Raw genomic sequence first — 16,524 nt, 5'->3', positions numbered from 1 at the left:
CTAGTGGCAGGTAAAAGTTCCCAGCCGGGTTTGTTGTTAACCGGTCTGTCTAAGGATTTCTCCTCCCTCTTACTTTCAAGGTCATACTTGAGTCATTTTCTTTGCTATCATCAGGTGTTAACGAAAGTTGCAGTATTTATGGCTTTATTGTTATTTACCTTAAAATCAAATGGATAACTATTTTAATCAAAAGGAACGAATAATTTGTCTGGCTCTGTATGGGGATATCCGGCGTTAAATAAAAAGCTTAATGCCGGTTAAGAGCTTAAAACCTCTACCGGGGAGTTGTTATGTTGATCAAACCTGCTGCAGTTTTATTGCTTACTCTCTATTTGCTGCTGTCTCTACCTGTTGTTGCCAATGAAACCTTTACTTACCAACAAGGACTCAATGATTATTTTGGGGCCAGTTCAACGCGATTCTCCTCTTCGAGAAATCAGGACAATACTCAGGAGCAGCATTATTTTCGCTATGACGGTACTGCCAGGGTGTATAACCTGGAGTATTTTTCCCTGCCGGATTTAATCGAACAAACCGAGGTTGAGTCTGCCAAGCTTATTTTTTACCGGGTGGGGGGAGGTATTTATACCGGTTCAAATATCTATGTCAGGCAAATTCTGGATCCGGATAATTTAGGGCTTTCTTATGCAAACGGCTGGAAGCTGGCCTCGGGATTTCGCGCCGGCGCTAATGTTGAATCCCGCGATGACGGCAAAAGTGTCGATGTCAAATGGCGGTTATCGGATCCGGACTCCCCCGATGATCTTAATGGCGATTATTTTCAGGGCGTGCTCAAGGCGTTGAGTGAATCGCCCTTTTTTACACCGCAAAAAACAGATGTTATCGGCTCGGCTTATGAGGTTGATGTGACCGCCGATCTGTTATGTATGCAGCAAAGGTTATGTCCCAATCACGGCTGGGCGTTATTTCACGCCAACCCGCATGCCAATATGCAAAATATTACCGGCAGCAGCAATTATCCGCAGATCCATTATCGTCCTAAGCTGGTGATCACATACGGCACTGCTGTCCCGGTAGCCGATGAGCTCGAACCTTTAGTGATTGAATCTTTCCCCTATAACCAGGAGGTTACCAGTACAGATAATAAGATTGAGCTGAGATTGCTTACCAATGAAGCAGCCAGCTGTAGATATGATCTTTCTCCCTCAGACAGTTTTGCCGATATGCGTTTTAGCCTGGTATCTGTTGACGGCTTGTTTCACAGTGCTTTATGGCCGGTGTCGACGTTAAATACCCGTTACCAGCTCTTTGGCAGGTGCCGGGATCTGGTCGGAAATATCAGTTTAACTCCCCATGTGTATACTTTTACTGTCAGCGAAGATCAGGCGAGTGAAGAAGAGCCGGAAGAAGAGGTCATCAATGAAAATTATCAGGTGATTGATTTATTGCCCGGCGTAACAGATGTCCGGCAAACCTTATATGCCATCGCAGGGCAGGATTTAGTGATCACTTTGGGGCCTTCGCTTGCCGGGGATAACAGCCCCTATAGCTACCAGGCAGAGGGAAATGCTGCCTGCAAGGCTTCTGTCAGCGGCAACCGCTGTACCTTTAATACCTCAGAAGTGGCGACAGCATTATTAACCGTAACTTATAGCGGTGTCAGCAGCGGCAGCCACAACATAGTGGTGGTGAGCCAGGAAAATAATAGCCGGGGCACAACTGCCTATATCCAAAATAAAGCGGTGATCATGGCGGATTACGGCTTAGCGGCGCCGGATAAGGGGGAAACCAGGGTTGATCCGATAACCGGGGCAAGTATTACCCGGCTAACCGATGCCAGTGAAATCGCCGATAGCGAGGATGCCTTAATTGTTTATTCCCGTTATTCTCCGGAAAATTCAACCGGAGATTATGTGCTGGTTTTTGGCCATAACTCTATCTCAAGCCGGGTGGTGAACCGAAAAACAGGCGAGCTGGTGACTGTGCTTAAGGATGAAAACGGCGGCACTATCGGTGAAAACCAGGAAGTCAGGTGGGATAATTCCGGACGTCATCCTAGGCGGATTTATTATGTTAACGGCATGAAATTCTGGATGATAGATGATATTACCAAGCCGGCAAGCAGCCGGGTGCTGATCAAAGACTTTAGCGACTTGTTTCCCAATTCCACTAAAATTTATAATGATGTTGAAGGCGACAGCTCGAATGACAGCGATCACTGGGCCTGGATGGCGGTGCATTACGGTGAAAATGATTTTGGCTCAGCTTCCTTTTTGGTGGATGCCTTTATTCATTACCAGATCTCTACCGATACCGTACACAGCCTGAAACCGGCGGATTTGGCCGGCACTAACCTGGACCGGGAAAAAAACCGGGCAAGCTTTACCTTGCGTCCGAATATGGTGGAAATGTCGCCTTTAGGTACTGGGCTGGTGATTCATTCCAGTCATAAACATAATGATGCCGAGCAAATCCGGGTTCATTATATCAATACCTGGTTTGACGGCCCCCATGTATGGCCGCTGGACTTCGACTTTAACCGCCAGGCGCCGGTGAAAATTTCCTGTTGTGCCAGCCATTCCGGCTGGGCCTTTGATAACCAGCAAAATGAAATATTTATCAGCCAGAATAACCGGACCGATAAGCTGGATGCGGTGAAGATCAGCGGTGACAACTCAGGTTATGATCAACGGCTGATGGTAGCCAGTCACGGGGATTTTGGCTGGAACATGGGCTTTCACTACGGCAAGATGCCGCTGAGCAAACCCGGCTGGCTATTCTATAACTCGTATTCGCAAGATAATGCCTTGTGGGGGGCGAACCAGTTTATGATGATCCAGCTAAAAGCAGAAACCGAGCAGCCCGTTATCTGGCGCATATCCCCTGCTTATAATCATTATGACGGCGAATACCGGGATGAAGCCCCGGCGGCGATAAACCTGTCCGGCAACCGCATCTACTGGTCTTCCAACTGGGGCGGTATGTTAGATCACCGGGAAGTGTTTATGATGGAGTTGCCGGATAACTGGGATCAGGCATTGTTGGAGCCGCCGCAATAACTGTCGCCAGAAAACAGGCGCCAGAAAAAAACGCCAGAAAAACAGGCGCGGCAACGACCGGGGCAAGGTGATGGTTTACGGCTGCTCAGGGCCAGGCTTTTGGGCATGTGTCAGGCGCATGTCCAGGTGGGGAATATCATCTTCCAGGTAGACATCTGAAATGGCGCTAAAGCCAAAGCCCTGATAGAAGTCCAGCAGGTATTCCTGGGCGCCGATATCGATATCCCGGTTCGGCCAAAGCCGCCGGCAGTGGCTTAAAATGGTGGCAACCAGGGTTTGTCCCAAGCCCTGCCCCCGCGCAGATTGCGCGATGGCGACCCGGCCGAAACTGACATTGTCATAGGAAATACCCGGGGGCAGCAGGCGGGCATAGGCAATCAGCTCGCCTTCCCGATAACCCAGTAAATGGCAGACCTCCTGTGCCTTGTCTTTATCATCAAGTTCGGGATAAGGGCAGGTTTGCTCTACCACAAACACATCCACCCTGAGTTTGAGCAGTGCATAAAGTTGTTCTGTGGTGAGTTGGGAAAAAGTCAGGCATTTCCAGTTCATCAATTTTCTCTTCGGTAAACGGCATATCCGGTTACTTTACCCTGAAAAGTGCGTGATGGCGTTAACCTTTGTTAATTTCTCAGGCGTTTTTTTATCCGGCTTAAGCTGATTGGGGTAATACCGATATAAGAGGCCAGCTGGTAGTCGGTCAAACAGGGTTCTAAATCGGGAAATTGCTGTGAAAACAGCTGGTATCTTTCTTGTGGCGTGTGCAGCAGCATAAAGCGTTCTTTATTTTCTTTGTAAAGCAACTGGGTCTCAAGCAGGTGCTGGTAGCAGGCATGATTTGTCTGTCGCCATATTTGCACCTGGTTTATCGGCAAACGAACCAGGGAGCTGGCAGACAAGGTTTCCAGTGAATAGGGGGAAACTTGCTGCCTGAGCAGGCTTTGAAAGTTAATGATACAGTCGCCGCTCCAGTAGAATTCTTTACTGAATCGCTTTCCGTCTGCGGTGTGATAGCAGGCCTGGCATAACCCTTCGCTGACAAAGTATAAGTATTCAAGTTTATCTGCCTGGTGCAGGAAAATTGTCCGTGCAGGTAAATCTATGGTTTCTGTGTCCCGGTTCAGCATGTTGGCTTGTTGCTGCGAAAAGCCGTGTTGCTGTAAAAAGTCGATAAAGCCAAGTTTCATAGTGCCCCCGAAATGATGCTTATGCCAGGCAATGGTGCAGCGTATGGGAAAGCTTAAAAAATACCGGGCATAGATTGACATTCTGCATTTCTTTACCTCTACTTACAAGGAGTTGGAGCATAATAAGAACGGCAGGTATGGGGTCTTGTGTTGCTTTTAAAAGGGGCAACTGTGCTATTGATTGCCATTTAATACTAACCGTGTTTTCTGCCATGGAGGCGTAAATTGATGAAAACGGCTATTTCCCTGATATTAACCTTATGCATTGCTTGCCCACAGGCTTTTAGTGCCAAGCTTTTGGATGATCAAGCGGCTGTTGAGGCAGGTAAAGAAGAGGAAAAACTTTATAACTGGACTTTTACACGCAAGCTGACCACCCCGCCGCGCGGAGGATCATCGTTAGGGCAAAAGGTGATTTATGATAAAAAGTCTCCCGATTCATGGCAGCAAGTGCAAGCCAAAGGACTGAGCCCTTATGAAAGGGACCGTCGGGCTATTTATGCCCTGGAAGGGGTTTTTGAAACAAAATTCGAATTTCTGGAGACTTTCACCCTAGGTGCCGATAAAGAAGTCGATACCCCCTATGCTTCATGGGGAACGGAATTTGTTAAGGTGATCGAGGATAGCGGTGATTTTATCTCGGTTCAGCAAATCATGGTGATGTATTACCGGGACCAGGCCAGCGGGGAAGTTCAGGGGCCTCATGTGATGAAGCACTGGCGCCACGACTGGAGCTGGCAAGGCAAGAGCATCCTTGAATATCAGGGAGACAACCAGTGGCAAAGCAAAAAACTCGACCTCTCACAAACCCGGGGAAAATGGGTATGGTCGGTTTATCAGGTCGATGACTCTCCCCGGTACTCGGGTATAGGGCGCTGGGATCATTTTGCTTCGCTTTCTACCTTTGAAACCGATTATATGTCGCGCCCTTTGCCCCGGCGGGAAAGTTCGGTCCGGGATGACTATCAAATCCTGATGGGCAAGGATACCCTGGTATTAACCCCACATGCCTGGTTCCATGAGCAAAAAAACTTTAAGCACCAGGGAGGGCTTTCGTCTTCAGGAGAGTTTTCAGGGGTGATGTTAGCCAGGGAAATCGGCCATAACAGTTACCGGCGCATTAAAGACTTTAAACATGAACAGGGCCTGGAGTATTGGGATAAAACTAAGGGGTATTGGGCGGATGTCAGAGCCGTATGGAAGGGGATCGAGCATCAAGGGGCATTTGCTGTTAAACAGTCTGTGAATAATAAGCCCTTATTTATGATGCATTTTGAGCAGGCGGCAGATGATGAAATTCTTTCCATGCCCCCGGAAAAAAGAAGAAAAGTGATTCATGAAGCGATGCGTCCATATATTAAAGGGTAAGGGTTATAACGCTTAGCTTTTGATGCTCAGGCAGCAGCCCGGGTTTACGGAGCTACTGCCTGACGAGGGCTTTATCCTGCAGCGAGCTATAACTCGTTATTTTCTAAAAAGTGCTTGGCCATTTTGGCTAAATGGCATTATCCCTGACTTTATCGCCTGTAGAAGCTTTAGCCCGGCGATAGCGTGTATGCTTTGCCAACAGGGAAGGATTATAGTGCAAAAATGCTACTGGCTATCCGCTTTTGCCTGTTCATTGGCTGCAGCTTCATTGGCTTTGGCCTGAGCAATGCGCCATTGCTGTAATTCGGCATAATAGTGATCCCAGACACAGGGGTTGCAGGCTCCGCCGCCACAACAATCGTCGTCTGCCGGCGGGATAGGTTTTTCAAGTAATGAAGACATAAACTTACTTTTAGTTTTGAGCGGATTGATACTAACTGGCCGCCAGTATACCTAAGGACGGCGCTTTTTCCTACTATAGACAAAGTTCTGCAAAAGCGGCTAGAGTTTTTCCGTGGATAACTCTTCAAAAAAATGGCAGATTTTTACCTCGTCACCACCGCAAAACTTGGCTTTTATCAAACCTTTATCTGCCCTTATCTGAATAGAGCGGATTTCTTCGTCGCTGTCGTTTAAGGCGGCAATACCTATGCTCAGGGTCAGGGGGATTTTGTTTTTGCCGTAGTCAAATAAACGCTCACGGACCGCATTTCTGATATTGATGGCTAAAGACTGGGCGGCGATGGCGTCCCGCTCGGGCAAAATGATGCAGATTTTCTCTTCTCCCACCTGGGTCAGCAACTCCTGGTGGTGGAGGTGTTCTTTGATGATGGTAATGACATGTTGCAGCGCCAGGTGACGGATTTGGCTGCCGTATTTCTCCTTGAGGCGTTCGAGGTTGTCCAGGCCGGCATATAAGATAGAGAGGTTTTCATTAAGCTCTTGTGCCCGTTCAATATATTTTTTGGTTAACTGGCAGTAGTTTTTCGAGTGCAGCACTTCGGTCAGGGGATCTTTATTGGCCAAATAATTTAATTCAGCATTTTGTTTTTCAATATGCTGCAGGTAACGGCTTAACTGGTTGCTAAAAGCTGCCAATACCAGGGACATAACCACCAGGCCGACAACTATGCTGGCTAAAGTCGCGGTGCCAAAAGGTGCCAGGAAGACATGGGTCGCGATAATGGCCAGCAGGGACAATAAGGTAAAAAAGATCCCGGATTTTTGTCCGCCAAGCATAAAGGCGACCAGGATCAATAAATAAAACCAGATGGCCCGAAACTCATCGAATAAAACCGTAACCAGTGCCGACAGACACACCAGAAAACTGATCAGTAAAAAGGTCGTCAGCACCAGGGAAAAATGGTTATGATTCTTTTTTAAGATGATGAGCAGGGCAAGCAGCAGCAGGGCATAGCCGTAGTCTATATTGGTGGCCTGCTCGCCGATTTGACTTATGCCCAGGGAAGACATCAGGGCAAATAAAATACTGAAGGTGATTGCGATACACATGATACGTGTAAGCAAAAGCACCCTGTAGTTGAAATCCATTTCGTGTGATTGAGGAATGTCCGTATTTTTTTGATACAACTCCTTCGTATTCATGTGAATAATTAAAAACTTCCCTATTTAAAATGATTGAATCACCTAAAGAGGATAGGCGAGAGTTAGCCGATTTGCCTCAGGGAAAGTGAAAAAATGCAAATTAAATGATTATGTTTTCGACGGCAGCAGAGTAGTGAAATAAAAAAGCCCTGAAAATATCAGGGCTTTTCTGTGCGTCGTTTATGCGCTTATCAGGATTCTGACTCGGCCAGTTTCTTTTCAAGGTAGTGAATATTAGCACCACCGTTGACAAAACCCTGATCGTTTAAGATATCCTGGTGCAGGGCGATATTGGTTTTGATACCGTCAACCACCAATTCATTCAAGGCATTGCGCATACGGGCAATGGCAACATCCCGGTTATCACCATAGGTGATTAACTTACCGATCATAGAATCATAATGCGGCGGTACCGAGTAGTCGGCATAGATATGCGAATCCCAGCGAACCCCTAAGCCACCCGGCGGGTGGAAGCGGGTGATTTTACCCGGTGAGGGGATAAAGCTGCGGGGATCTTCGGCATTGATCCGACATTCGATCGAGTGGCCGCTGACCTTGATATCTTCCTGGGTGTAGGATAACGGCTGGCCTGCAGCGATGCGCAATTGCTCTTTGATTAAGTCGACACCGGTGATCATTTCCGTTACCGGGTGCTCAACCTGGATACGGGTGTTCATTTCAATGAAATAGAACTCGCCGTTCTCATATAAGAACTCAAACGTACCGGCGCCGCGGTAGTTGATTTCGATACAGGCGCGGCAGCATCTTTCACCGATTTGCTTACGCATTTCCGGGGTAATGCCCGGAGCCGGTGCTTCTTCTACCACTTTTTGATGGCGACGCTGCATGGAACAGTCGCGCTCACCTAAATGAATGGCGCCGCCCTGGCCGTCGGCTAATACCTGGATTTCCACGTGACGTGGGTTTTCCAGGAATTTCTCCATATAAACCATATCGTTATTAAAGGTCGATCTGGCTTCTGACTTGGTCAGGGCGATAGATTCAATCAGCTCCTGCTCTTCACGGACCACGCGCATACCGCGACCGCCGCCGCCACCGGAGGCCTTGATGATCACCGGGTAACCGATGCGCTTGGCATGGGCCAGGTTGGTTTCTTCATCGTCGGTTAACGGGCCGTCTGAACCCGGTACGCAAGGTACGCCGGCAGATTTCATTGCCTTGATCGCCGAAACCTTATCACCCATTAAGCGAATGCTGTCAGCTTTCGGGCCGATAAAGGTAAAACCTGAGGTTTCCACCTGCTCGGCAAAATCGGCATTTTCCGCCAAGAAGCCATAACCGGGGTGAATGGCAACCGCATTAGTGACTTCGGCAGCGGTGATAATGGCCGGCACATTCAGGTAGCTTTCAAGTGCAGAGGCTTTACCGATACAAATGGTTTCATCTGCCAGCAAAACATGCTTTAAATTCTTATCGGCGGTAGAATGAATGGCAACGGTTTTGATGCCCAATTCTTTACAAGCGCGCAATATTCTCAGTGCAATTTCGCCACGGTTGGCGATAACAACTTTATCTAACATGGAATTACCCTTTTAGGCTGGGCTTATTCAATGATGAATAGCGGTTGATCGAATTCGATAGCATCTTCGTTTTGTGCAAGAATTTCTTTGATTACACCTGATTTGTCGGCTTCGATCTGGTTCATCATTTTCATTGCTTCAACGATACATAAGGTATCGCCGGCATTGACATGCTGACCCACTTCTACAAATGCCGGGGAATCCGGTGAAGAGGCCGAGTAGAAAGTGCCTACCATAGGAGAGCGCACAACATGGCCGCTAAGGGCCGGTGCTGCCTGTTCGGCTGGTGCTGCAGGTGCGGCAACAGGCGCAGGTGCCGCGGCCGGCATCATGGCAGGAGCCGCTTGGACTACGGTTGCGGTAGCGGCATTGCCGCAGCTGATACGTACCGACTCTTCACCTTCGGAAATTTCTAATTCATTGATGTTAGACTCTTCAACAAGCTCAATGAGTTTTTTTATTTTTCTGATATCCATGTGTGTACCTTAATAATAATTTGAAATTTAGTTAGTTTATTGCCGGCTGATATTCATTAACCGGCTTTTAGTTGTTCTTGGACTTTAAGTGTTGATGAGCGGCATCAAGTGCATACTCATAGCCCTTGGCTCCTAAGCCGCAAATAACCCCGGTGGCGATATCTGAGAAATAGGAATGATGTCTGAAGCTCTCTCTCGCATGGACATTGGATAAATGCACTTCGATAAAAGGGATGGCGACAGATAATAACGCGTCACGCAGGGCAACGCTGGTATGGGTAAAAGCCGCAGGGTTGATAATAATAAAGTCGATTTCACCAAATCCCTGGTGGATAGCATCAATCAAGGTGTGTTCGGCATTTGACTGTACATGGCTGAGGCTGATATCCAAAGCCCGGGCCTTGCTGCTAAGCTCTTCGATAATATCTGTTAAGGTTTGTGCCCCGTATATCTGCGGTTCACGTTTTCCCAACATATTTAAATTCGGGCCATTTAGCACTAAAATTTTAAACTTGGCAGTCATCTGTTGTAAAAACACCTTTAAAATTTAATTGTCCTGTTATCATCGCATAAAAATTGAACATTGGGAAATGCGATTAACAAAACTACGCAACTTTTTACAATTTGATGCTTATTATAGTGTTTTCGAAGAAATTAGCAGCAAAATACTGGTCTAATCACTTGGCGTGATGGCTAAACTGGTGCTTTAACTAATTTTGACTACACTGAAAATGGGCTAAGGAGAATAAGCCAAGTCATTTTTCTGTGTTTTACCCGGCGGTTACCTCTTGAACCACCAGCTTTGCAGCGGTGAAGGGTCGGGAAGGGCAGGTATGAAATAACTAAGGGTGAACATTATCAAATGTCTTACGCTGACCCTCATCATTGTTTGCGGTTTCGTTATATGCCCGCGGGCTTATAGCGTCACCATTATCACCCATGCTTCGGTGGGCCAGGCTGATATCCCCTCGGCCCAGCTCAGGCGTATTTTTTCGATGCGGCAATTAAGATGGCAAAACGGTGTTGCCATTACTGTCTTTGTTTTGCCCAGCCAGCATCCGCTGCACCAGCGCTTCAGTAAAGAAAAGTTAGGCATCTTCCCCTATCAGTTAGACAATATTTGGCAAAAACTGTCGTTTTCCGGCCTGGGAGCAACGCCGATCGTGGTGCAAACCCCGCAAGACTTGCTCGAGGCGGTACAAGCCACACCCGGGGCCATAGGATATGCGGCAGATGAAGTGAGAACAGGGGGGGAAGTTGATGTTAACTAACATTTTGCTCTTTAGCGCTTTGAAAAGGCTTTTGGGCTGTGCGCTATTGCCACTCTCCCTGCTGTCGGGCTGTTTTTGTGCAGGGGCACTTGCCGATGACAACTATAATACCCGCTGGCGTCTGCATGGTTTTATTGCCCAGGGAGTGATCGATGTAGATCACAGTAATTATGTCAATGACGACGGTGATATATCGGCCAAGTTAACGGAAATTGGCATTAATGCCTCTTATCAGTTAAGCCGGGATTTCAGGGTCACCGGGCAGGCGGTTTATCTTAACGGCGGCAATCGCTACCATGAAGGAGCAAGACTGGATTATTTGTTGCTGGACTGGTCCGCCTATAGTACAGAAAACTGGCTGGTGAACTTTTATTTTGGCCGTTTTAAAAATAATCACTGGCTCTATTCCAATATCCGGGATGTGCCCCAGGCGCGGCCCAGTATCATTCTACCCCAGTCCATTTATTTTGACGGTTTTCGCGATATTGCCGAAGGCGGTGAAGGCCTGGATATCAAGGTCAGTTACAGCGATGATGAACTGGGAGAGTTTGATTTTGGCCTCAGTGCCGGTACCTCCGATATTTCAAAAGCTCAGACCCAAATTATCTTAAGCAAGTTAGCCAGTGGCCGGTTGAAACACGATTATGATATACAGGCCAGTTTATACTGGCGTCCGCTTTATTCCCCGTGGCGTTTTGGTCTGGCTTTGCTTGATTCCGACTTTAGCTACCATAGCGGCGGACAGGATGCTTTTCTGGATGCCGATATTGTCTTACAGCGTTATTTTCTTAACGCCTTGTACCAGGGGGAGTTTTGGGAGTTAAGTGCAGAGCTGCTGCAGGACAGGTTTGTTTTTGATGATTTTTATTTTCCCGGCTTCCACCAGGATAACCTGGGGCAGGGGATATTTTTGCAAGGGCGTTATAAGGCGGGCAACAGATTAACCTTCCTGGGACGTTATGAAAAATTTTATATCAATAAAGATGATAAGAGCGGCCGTAGACTGGAACAGGGAAGTCAGGGACAGATTCCCGCCTACTTTGGTTATCAGAACTCCTTTACCTTAGGGGTATCCTATGATCTTCGGGCTAATGTGCGCCTTGAACTTGAACATCACTGGTTTGAAGGCACGGCCCGGTTAACGCCTGTGGTTTTGCCGGATGCCCGGGCCAATAGCCGTGAACACTGGAATTTGTGGGCATTGCAATTGATGTATTGGTTCTAGCCGATGAAAAAGCAGTTTATCAGTGTACCCACTAAATTACTGATCCTGATCATCGGGACCTTGCTGCTGGTGACCAGTGGTTTTGCTTGCCTCTCGCTGTTGCGTTTGCAGAATGAATTTAAACAATTTCAAACAACGGCGTTGCAACACGGCCAGGTACAGTTTTATTTGCAAAGTAATATTTTGCAGCGTCAGTTAAGGATTTGGTTGGAGTCTTTTTCCGGCATTGCCCGCCTCTATCGGCAGGATGATTTTAAAAAGCTGGCCTTAAATCTTGGCAGGCAATTTGAAATTCTACAAATGCAGCTGAATGTAGAAAATGTTTGGCTGGTGAAGGAAAGCGGCCAGGAATTATACGGTACCGGGGTGTTACCTTCGGATATTAAAGATAAAATCTCCGCAACATTAAAATTGCAGCACCCCCATAATGACGTGCTGTGCGATCAGCTTTGTTTGCAGTTAATCACTATCCCGGTATTTAATAAGCAGGGGGAGCTGGCGGTGATTGCCATTACCGCCTCACTGGTGGATATGTTATTTGCCATAGGTCAGTCACTGGAAAATGAAGTCGCTATTGTCAGTTATCCCCGCCAGGGTAAACCCCAGGTGCAACAGGCCAGTATTATTTCTTCCTCTAACAGGGAGCTGATTAATATTTTGCTTTACGGCGAGCAGGGCAGGCAGCTGGTTTCTCAGGTGAGTAATACCGGCTTGCAGGCAGAGGTTGAACAACTGAGTTATTTAGTCAACTTTCTTTCCTTGTCCGAGAATCAGCAGCGGGTATTTTTCCTGGTATTGATCCATGATATGACCCCATTCACTTTAAAGCATGACGAGGATCGGCGGCAGTTTTTATGGTCTGTGAGTATCATATTCTTCACCCTGGCGATGCTGGTATTTTATATCACGGGGCCTTTTTCCCAGCGGTTATTGGCCTTGTCCGATGCCTTGCCTTTGCTGGCGCGAAAACATTTTGCCGAATTTCGGCAGGTAGAATTTCGCCGTATGCGTCTGTTTTCCGATGAACTCGATGTCTTGTCCGATGCCGCCTTAGAGCTGAGTTTCGAACTGGAACAGTTGGATCAAAATATCGAACAAAAGGCACGCGAGCTGGAAAACATCGCCATGTATGATTTGCTGACCGGTTTGCCGAGCCGTAACATGCTCAATCATAAGCTGAATAAGGCGGTTGCAATGATCGAAAAGCACCATGGCGGCCTGGCGGTACTCTTTCTTGATTTAGACAATTTTAAAAAGGTGAATGTCAGTTACGGTCATGATGAAGGAGATCGTTTATTGATCGAGGCGGCTAACCGTATTCGCTTAGCCTTGCGAAAAGATGATCTGGCCTGTCGCTTTGGCGGTGATGAGTTTGTGATCGTATTGGGGGAGCTCAAAAATGAACAGCAGGCGGTTGAGATTGCCGAACAGGTACTCAAACAGTTTAAACAACCTATCCGGCTTGATGCCAGTATTTTCTATATTTCCAGCAGCATAGGCATAGCCTATACCGAAGATCCCAAGGCCAAGGCGGAGCAGTTGATCAGTTTCGCCGACATCGCCATGTATGAGGCAAAAAAAGACGGCGGCGGCCAATACCATGTACACCACAGTGAAATGTATCAACGTATCGCCCGTCATGTTTTTCTCGAGGGGGAAGTCAGGCAGGCGCTGGAAAAAAAGCAGTTTAGCTTAAGCCTGCAGCCGCAGCTGGAAACGAAAAGCCGTAAGTTATACGGTTTTGAAGTTTTGTTGCGCTGGCACCACCCCAAAAGAGGCCTGATCCCCCCGGATGACTTTATTCCTATCCTGGAAAATTCCGCCTATATGCTCGAGCTCAGCTACTGGGTGCTCAGGCGTAGTTTTGAACTGCTGCTGGAGATCCAAAAGCTTGGTTTAACCCAGGTACGTATGGCGGTGAATTTATCCGCCGGCCAGTTTGTCGATCCTAAGTTGCCGGATTATCTCCAGGCTTTATTGGCGGAGTTTTCCGTATCAGCCCGCCATTTTGAACTGGAATTAACCGAGCAAACCCTGGTAAAAGATATCAATGTTGCGATAGAGGTGATGTCGGCCCTGAGGGAGCTAGGTTTTAGCTTTGCTATTGATGATTTTGGCACAGGTTATTCTTCTTTGGCTTACTTAAAAAAAATGCCGGTGGACGTGATCAAAATCGACAAAAGCTTTGTTTTTGGCATGTTGGAAAATAATGCCGACTACCAGATTATTATCTCTACCATAGCCATGGTGAAAAATTTAGGTTTACAGGTGGTGGCGGAGGGGGTGGAAACCGGTGCTCAGCTACAAGCTTTAACTCAGCACGATTGCGATTATATCCAGGGGTACTACTTTTCCAGGCCGGTACCGGAAGTGGAGCTGGCGGACTTTATCCATGAAAAAATCATTGATGGCTTCTGGCTGCCGAAGAAACCTTAAGGCAAATAGCGGATTTAAAAAAGGCCGGTTAACCGGCCTTTTTTGCGGATAATAACTAAACCGTTTAGCTATTAAAAATGCTGTTGACGTGTTCGGCAAAATCTACGGCTTCCATAAAACCAGTGATCCTTTGCTGGCTTAATTCATTGCCTTCTAAGTCAAAGAACAAAATAGAAGGCAAGCCAAAGACATTAAAATGCTCCATCAATTCTATGCTGGTATCCGTACCCGTATCCGTCAGGTCTATTTGTACCTTGAGGGTGTTGGCCAGGGCATTCTGGACTTCCGGTTTGGGGAAAGTGTATTTCTCAAACTCCTTACAGGCAATACACCAGTCGGCATAAAGGTCGACCATCACGGTTTTTCCCTGGCCGTTTGCCTCCATTACTAGCTGGTTGAGTTCGCTGAGGGTTTGTACCCGGGTAAATTCAGGCTCTTCTACGTGGGCCAAATAGGTGGTGTTATGTTGCGGGTAAATAAGCTGATAGGCCTTGTTGGCACCGACAAACAGGGCAAGAAAGATCGCCAGACTGCGCACGCCAAACCAGAATCCCGGGGTGGTGTCACGGTTGATGACATAAAAATAACTGGCGCTTATCAGGATCAGCGTCGCCCATAATAACTGGGTGGCCATTTCCGGGATCAGGCGCTCTAACAGGAATACCGGTACAGCGAGCAGCAGCAGGCCAAAAATGTTTTTGATCACTGTCATCCAGTTACCGGCTTTAGGTAACAGTTTTCCGCCTGAGCTGCCAAGGACCAATAAAGGCAGACCCATGCCCAAACTTAAGGCATATAAGGCGGAAGCACCTAAGGTGATATCACCTGTCTGGGAAATATACAGCAGGGCGCCGGTCAGCGGTGCTGTGGTGCAGGGAGAAGCCACTAACGCCGATATCGCCCCCATGGCCATCACGCCAAAAGTAGAACCGCCTTTTTGTTGGTTGCTTAAATTGTTGAGTTTATTTTGCCAGCTGCTGGGCAGGGCCAAATTAAACACGCCGAACATGGACAGCGCCAGGAAAATAAAGAGCACGCTTAAGCCGATCAGCACATAAGGATGCTGGAACATGGCCTGGAATTGCGCCCCTGCCAGCGCCACTACTATGCCCAGCAGGGTATAAGTGACCGCCATGCCCTGGACGTAAGCAAAAGATAAGGTAAAGGCATTTTTGTTGGTAAGTTTGTCACCCTGGCCCACTATGATACCGGTTAAAATCGGATACATAGGGAAAACGCAAGGAGTGAAAGAGAGCAGCAGGCCGCCGACAAAAAAGGCCGCCAGGGTCAGCCAGAGGTTATCTCCCTTAAGCATATCGGCCAGTTGGTATTGCTCGCTGTTATTGCTGCTCGCCTGCTCTTGAGTTTTTGCCGGGGTGTTTTTCTCTGGTGTCAGCGCAGATAAGACTGCCTGTGAGGAAGTACTGTTATTGCCGTCGCCATTGAGTTTGCTTTTGACGTAGGCAAGCGGCACCACCTGCTTGGTGGGTGGATAACATAAGCCTTTTTCAGCGCAGCCCTGGTAACGTATGGTGATATTGGCGCTGTCGGCTGCTTCCCCAATATCAAAGGTAAAATTAAGCGGTTCGGTAAATATCTGGGTGATACCGAAAAATTCGTCTTCGTGCTCTATGCCCTCGGGCAATTCCGGTGCGGTGAATGTGGCATTGTCGGCGGAGAACTTAAACTGGTGACGGTATAAATAATAGCCATCGGCAATGTTGAAGCTAACTTGTAATTTGTCATCTTTTTGGAAAAAATCGAAAACAAAGGCCTCTTCCACTTTCAGGAACTCGTCATCGTTACTGAATAGCGATGATGCTGAGGTATCAAAGATGGAAGATTGTGCGCTAACCTCCTGGCTGTAAAAAGACAGGCTGGTCAGCAGTAATAACAGGGAAATAGCTAGCTGTTTCATGAATTTTCTTTTAATGACTCAGTGATCCAGTTTAAATAATGTTTATCACCTTGCTGGATGTTCAAGGCGATAATTTCCGGAGTTTCGTAGGGGTGCAAACTGTTGATTTTCTCTTCCAGCAAAGGATATTTATCCGAGGCTGTTTTGATCAATAGCTGCACTTCTGCACCAAACTCTACATTACCTTGCCAGCGATAAACGGAAGTGATACCCGGCATGATATTAACACAGGCAGCCAGTTTATCTTCAACCAGGGCACGGCCGATAAGTTCGGCAATGCTGTTATCCGGGCAAGTACATAACACTAATAGATACATAATATTGAAAATTTATTTCATTAATGGCCAATATTCTACCTTTATTTCATGTAAAAAAAACTTAAGCTCGCACAAATAAAGAGGAAAAAATGTAAGTATTTTTTCAATTGCCCGCCTGTTGCCCGAGCAGGCGGCTTTTGCCCGTGTTCATTGGTAAAAG

General features: G+C 47.3%; 14 protein-coding genes. 5 read left to right on the top strand and 9 right to left on the bottom strand.

The features are described from left to right. The first annotated feature begins 290 nt into the window (after positions 1–290). Positions 291–3,020 carry a hypothetical protein gene (locus SG35_RS23860; protein ID WP_044835729.1) on the top strand — a complete coding sequence of 910 codons (2,730 nt, stop codon included), beginning with the start codon at positions 291–293 and terminating at the stop codon, positions 3,018–3,020. A gap of 75 nt (positions 3,021–3,095) precedes the next feature. Here the strand turns inward: SG35_RS23860 and SG35_RS23855 are convergent, their stop codons facing one another. Both SG35_RS23855 and SG35_RS23850 read right to left on the bottom strand, forming a co-directional pair. Continuing rightward, positions 3,096–3,575, bottom strand: coding sequence for a GNAT family N-acetyltransferase (locus SG35_RS23855; protein WP_044835728.1), 480 nt, complete (start codon positions 3,573–3,575; stop codon positions 3,096–3,098). Between the two features lie 68 nt (positions 3,576–3,643). Beyond that, complete coding sequence (locus tag SG35_RS23850; RefSeq protein WP_236702704.1) at positions 3,644–4,288, bottom strand: Crp/Fnr family transcriptional regulator; 645 nt, start codon at positions 4,286–4,288, stop codon at positions 3,644–3,646. Between the two features lie 147 nt (positions 4,289–4,435). Between SG35_RS23850 and SG35_RS23845 the strand changes: the two genes are divergently transcribed. Then, positions 4,436–5,575, top strand: coding sequence for a DUF6607 family protein (locus SG35_RS23845; RefSeq protein WP_053043412.1), 1,140 nt, complete (start codon positions 4,436–4,438; stop codon positions 5,573–5,575). 225 nt (positions 5,576–5,800) lie between these two features. Here SG35_RS23845 and SG35_RS23840 read toward each other — a convergent pair whose 3' ends face one another. The 5 genes from SG35_RS23840 to aroQ form a co-directional block, all read right to left on the bottom strand. Further along, entirely contained in the window at positions 5,801–5,977 is a 177-nt protein-coding gene (locus SG35_RS23840; protein ID WP_084692989.1) for an oxidoreductase-like domain-containing protein, read from the bottom strand. A 99-nt stretch (positions 5,978–6,076) separates the two neighbouring features. Next, positions 6,077–7,102, bottom strand: coding sequence for a GGDEF domain-containing protein (locus SG35_RS23835; protein ID WP_160298396.1), 1,026 nt, complete (start codon positions 7,100–7,102; stop codon positions 6,077–6,079). Between the two features lie 269 nt (positions 7,103–7,371). Beyond that, the gene (accC, locus tag SG35_RS23830) at positions 7,372–8,721 is read right to left on the bottom strand and encodes an acetyl-CoA carboxylase biotin carboxylase subunit (RefSeq protein WP_044835726.1); all 1,350 of its coding nucleotides are present in this window, start codon (positions 8,719–8,721) and stop codon (positions 7,372–7,374) included. A gap of 23 nt (positions 8,722–8,744) precedes the next feature. After that, a complete protein-coding gene (gene accB, locus SG35_RS23825) occupies positions 8,745–9,197 on the bottom strand; it encodes an acetyl-CoA carboxylase biotin carboxyl carrier protein (protein WP_044835725.1) in 453 nt (150 codons plus the stop codon). 67 nt (positions 9,198–9,264) lie between these two features. After that, positions 9,265–9,720: a type II 3-dehydroquinate dehydratase gene (aroQ, locus tag SG35_RS23820; protein ID WP_044835724.1), complete on the bottom strand. Its 456-nt coding sequence runs from the start codon at positions 9,718–9,720 to the stop codon at positions 9,265–9,267. Positions 9,721–10,045: 325 nt separating this feature from the next. Between aroQ and SG35_RS23815 the strand changes: the two genes are divergently transcribed. Genes SG35_RS23815 through SG35_RS23805 form a run of 3 tightly spaced genes read left to right on the top strand, consistent with a single transcriptional unit; the run spans position 10,046 to position 14,129 of the window. Continuing rightward, the gene (locus SG35_RS23815) at positions 10,046–10,468 is read left to right on the top strand and encodes a hypothetical protein (RefSeq protein WP_044835723.1); all 423 of its coding nucleotides are present in this window, start codon (positions 10,046–10,048) and stop codon (positions 10,466–10,468) included. Then, positions 10,458–11,693, top strand: a complete 1,236-nt coding sequence (locus tag SG35_RS23810) for a hypothetical protein (protein WP_044835722.1) — start codon at positions 10,458–10,460, stop codon at positions 11,691–11,693. Before SG35_RS23815 ends, SG35_RS23810 begins: the two co-directional genes overlap by 11 nt. Positions 11,694–11,696: 3 nt before the next feature. Continuing rightward, positions 11,697–14,129 carry a putative bifunctional diguanylate cyclase/phosphodiesterase gene (locus SG35_RS23805; protein ID WP_053043411.1) on the top strand — a complete coding sequence of 811 codons (2,433 nt, stop codon included), beginning with the start codon at positions 11,697–11,699 and terminating at the stop codon, positions 14,127–14,129. Positions 14,130–14,193: 64 nt separating this feature from the next. Here SG35_RS23805 and SG35_RS23800 read toward each other — a convergent pair whose 3' ends face one another. Both SG35_RS23800 and cutA read right to left on the bottom strand, forming a co-directional pair. Further along, the gene (locus tag SG35_RS23800; RefSeq protein WP_044835721.1) at positions 14,194–16,047 is read right to left on the bottom strand and encodes a protein-disulfide reductase DsbD; all 1,854 of its coding nucleotides are present in this window, start codon (positions 16,045–16,047) and stop codon (positions 14,194–14,196) included. Beyond that, positions 16,044–16,364: a divalent-cation tolerance protein CutA gene (gene cutA / locus SG35_RS23795; protein WP_044835720.1), complete on the bottom strand. Its 321-nt coding sequence runs from the start codon at positions 16,362–16,364 to the stop codon at positions 16,044–16,046. Before cutA ends, SG35_RS23800 begins: the two co-directional genes overlap by 4 nt. Between the last annotated feature and the right edge of the window lie 160 nt (positions 16,365–16,524).

It is taken from the genome of Thalassomonas actiniarum (genome assembly GCF_000948975.2).
Lineage (GTDB): Bacteria > Pseudomonadota > Gammaproteobacteria > Enterobacterales > Alteromonadaceae > Thalassomonas > Thalassomonas actiniarum.
Note: the sequence above shows the minus strand (reverse complement) of the source record. Positions and strands in the feature narration are given on the sequence as shown.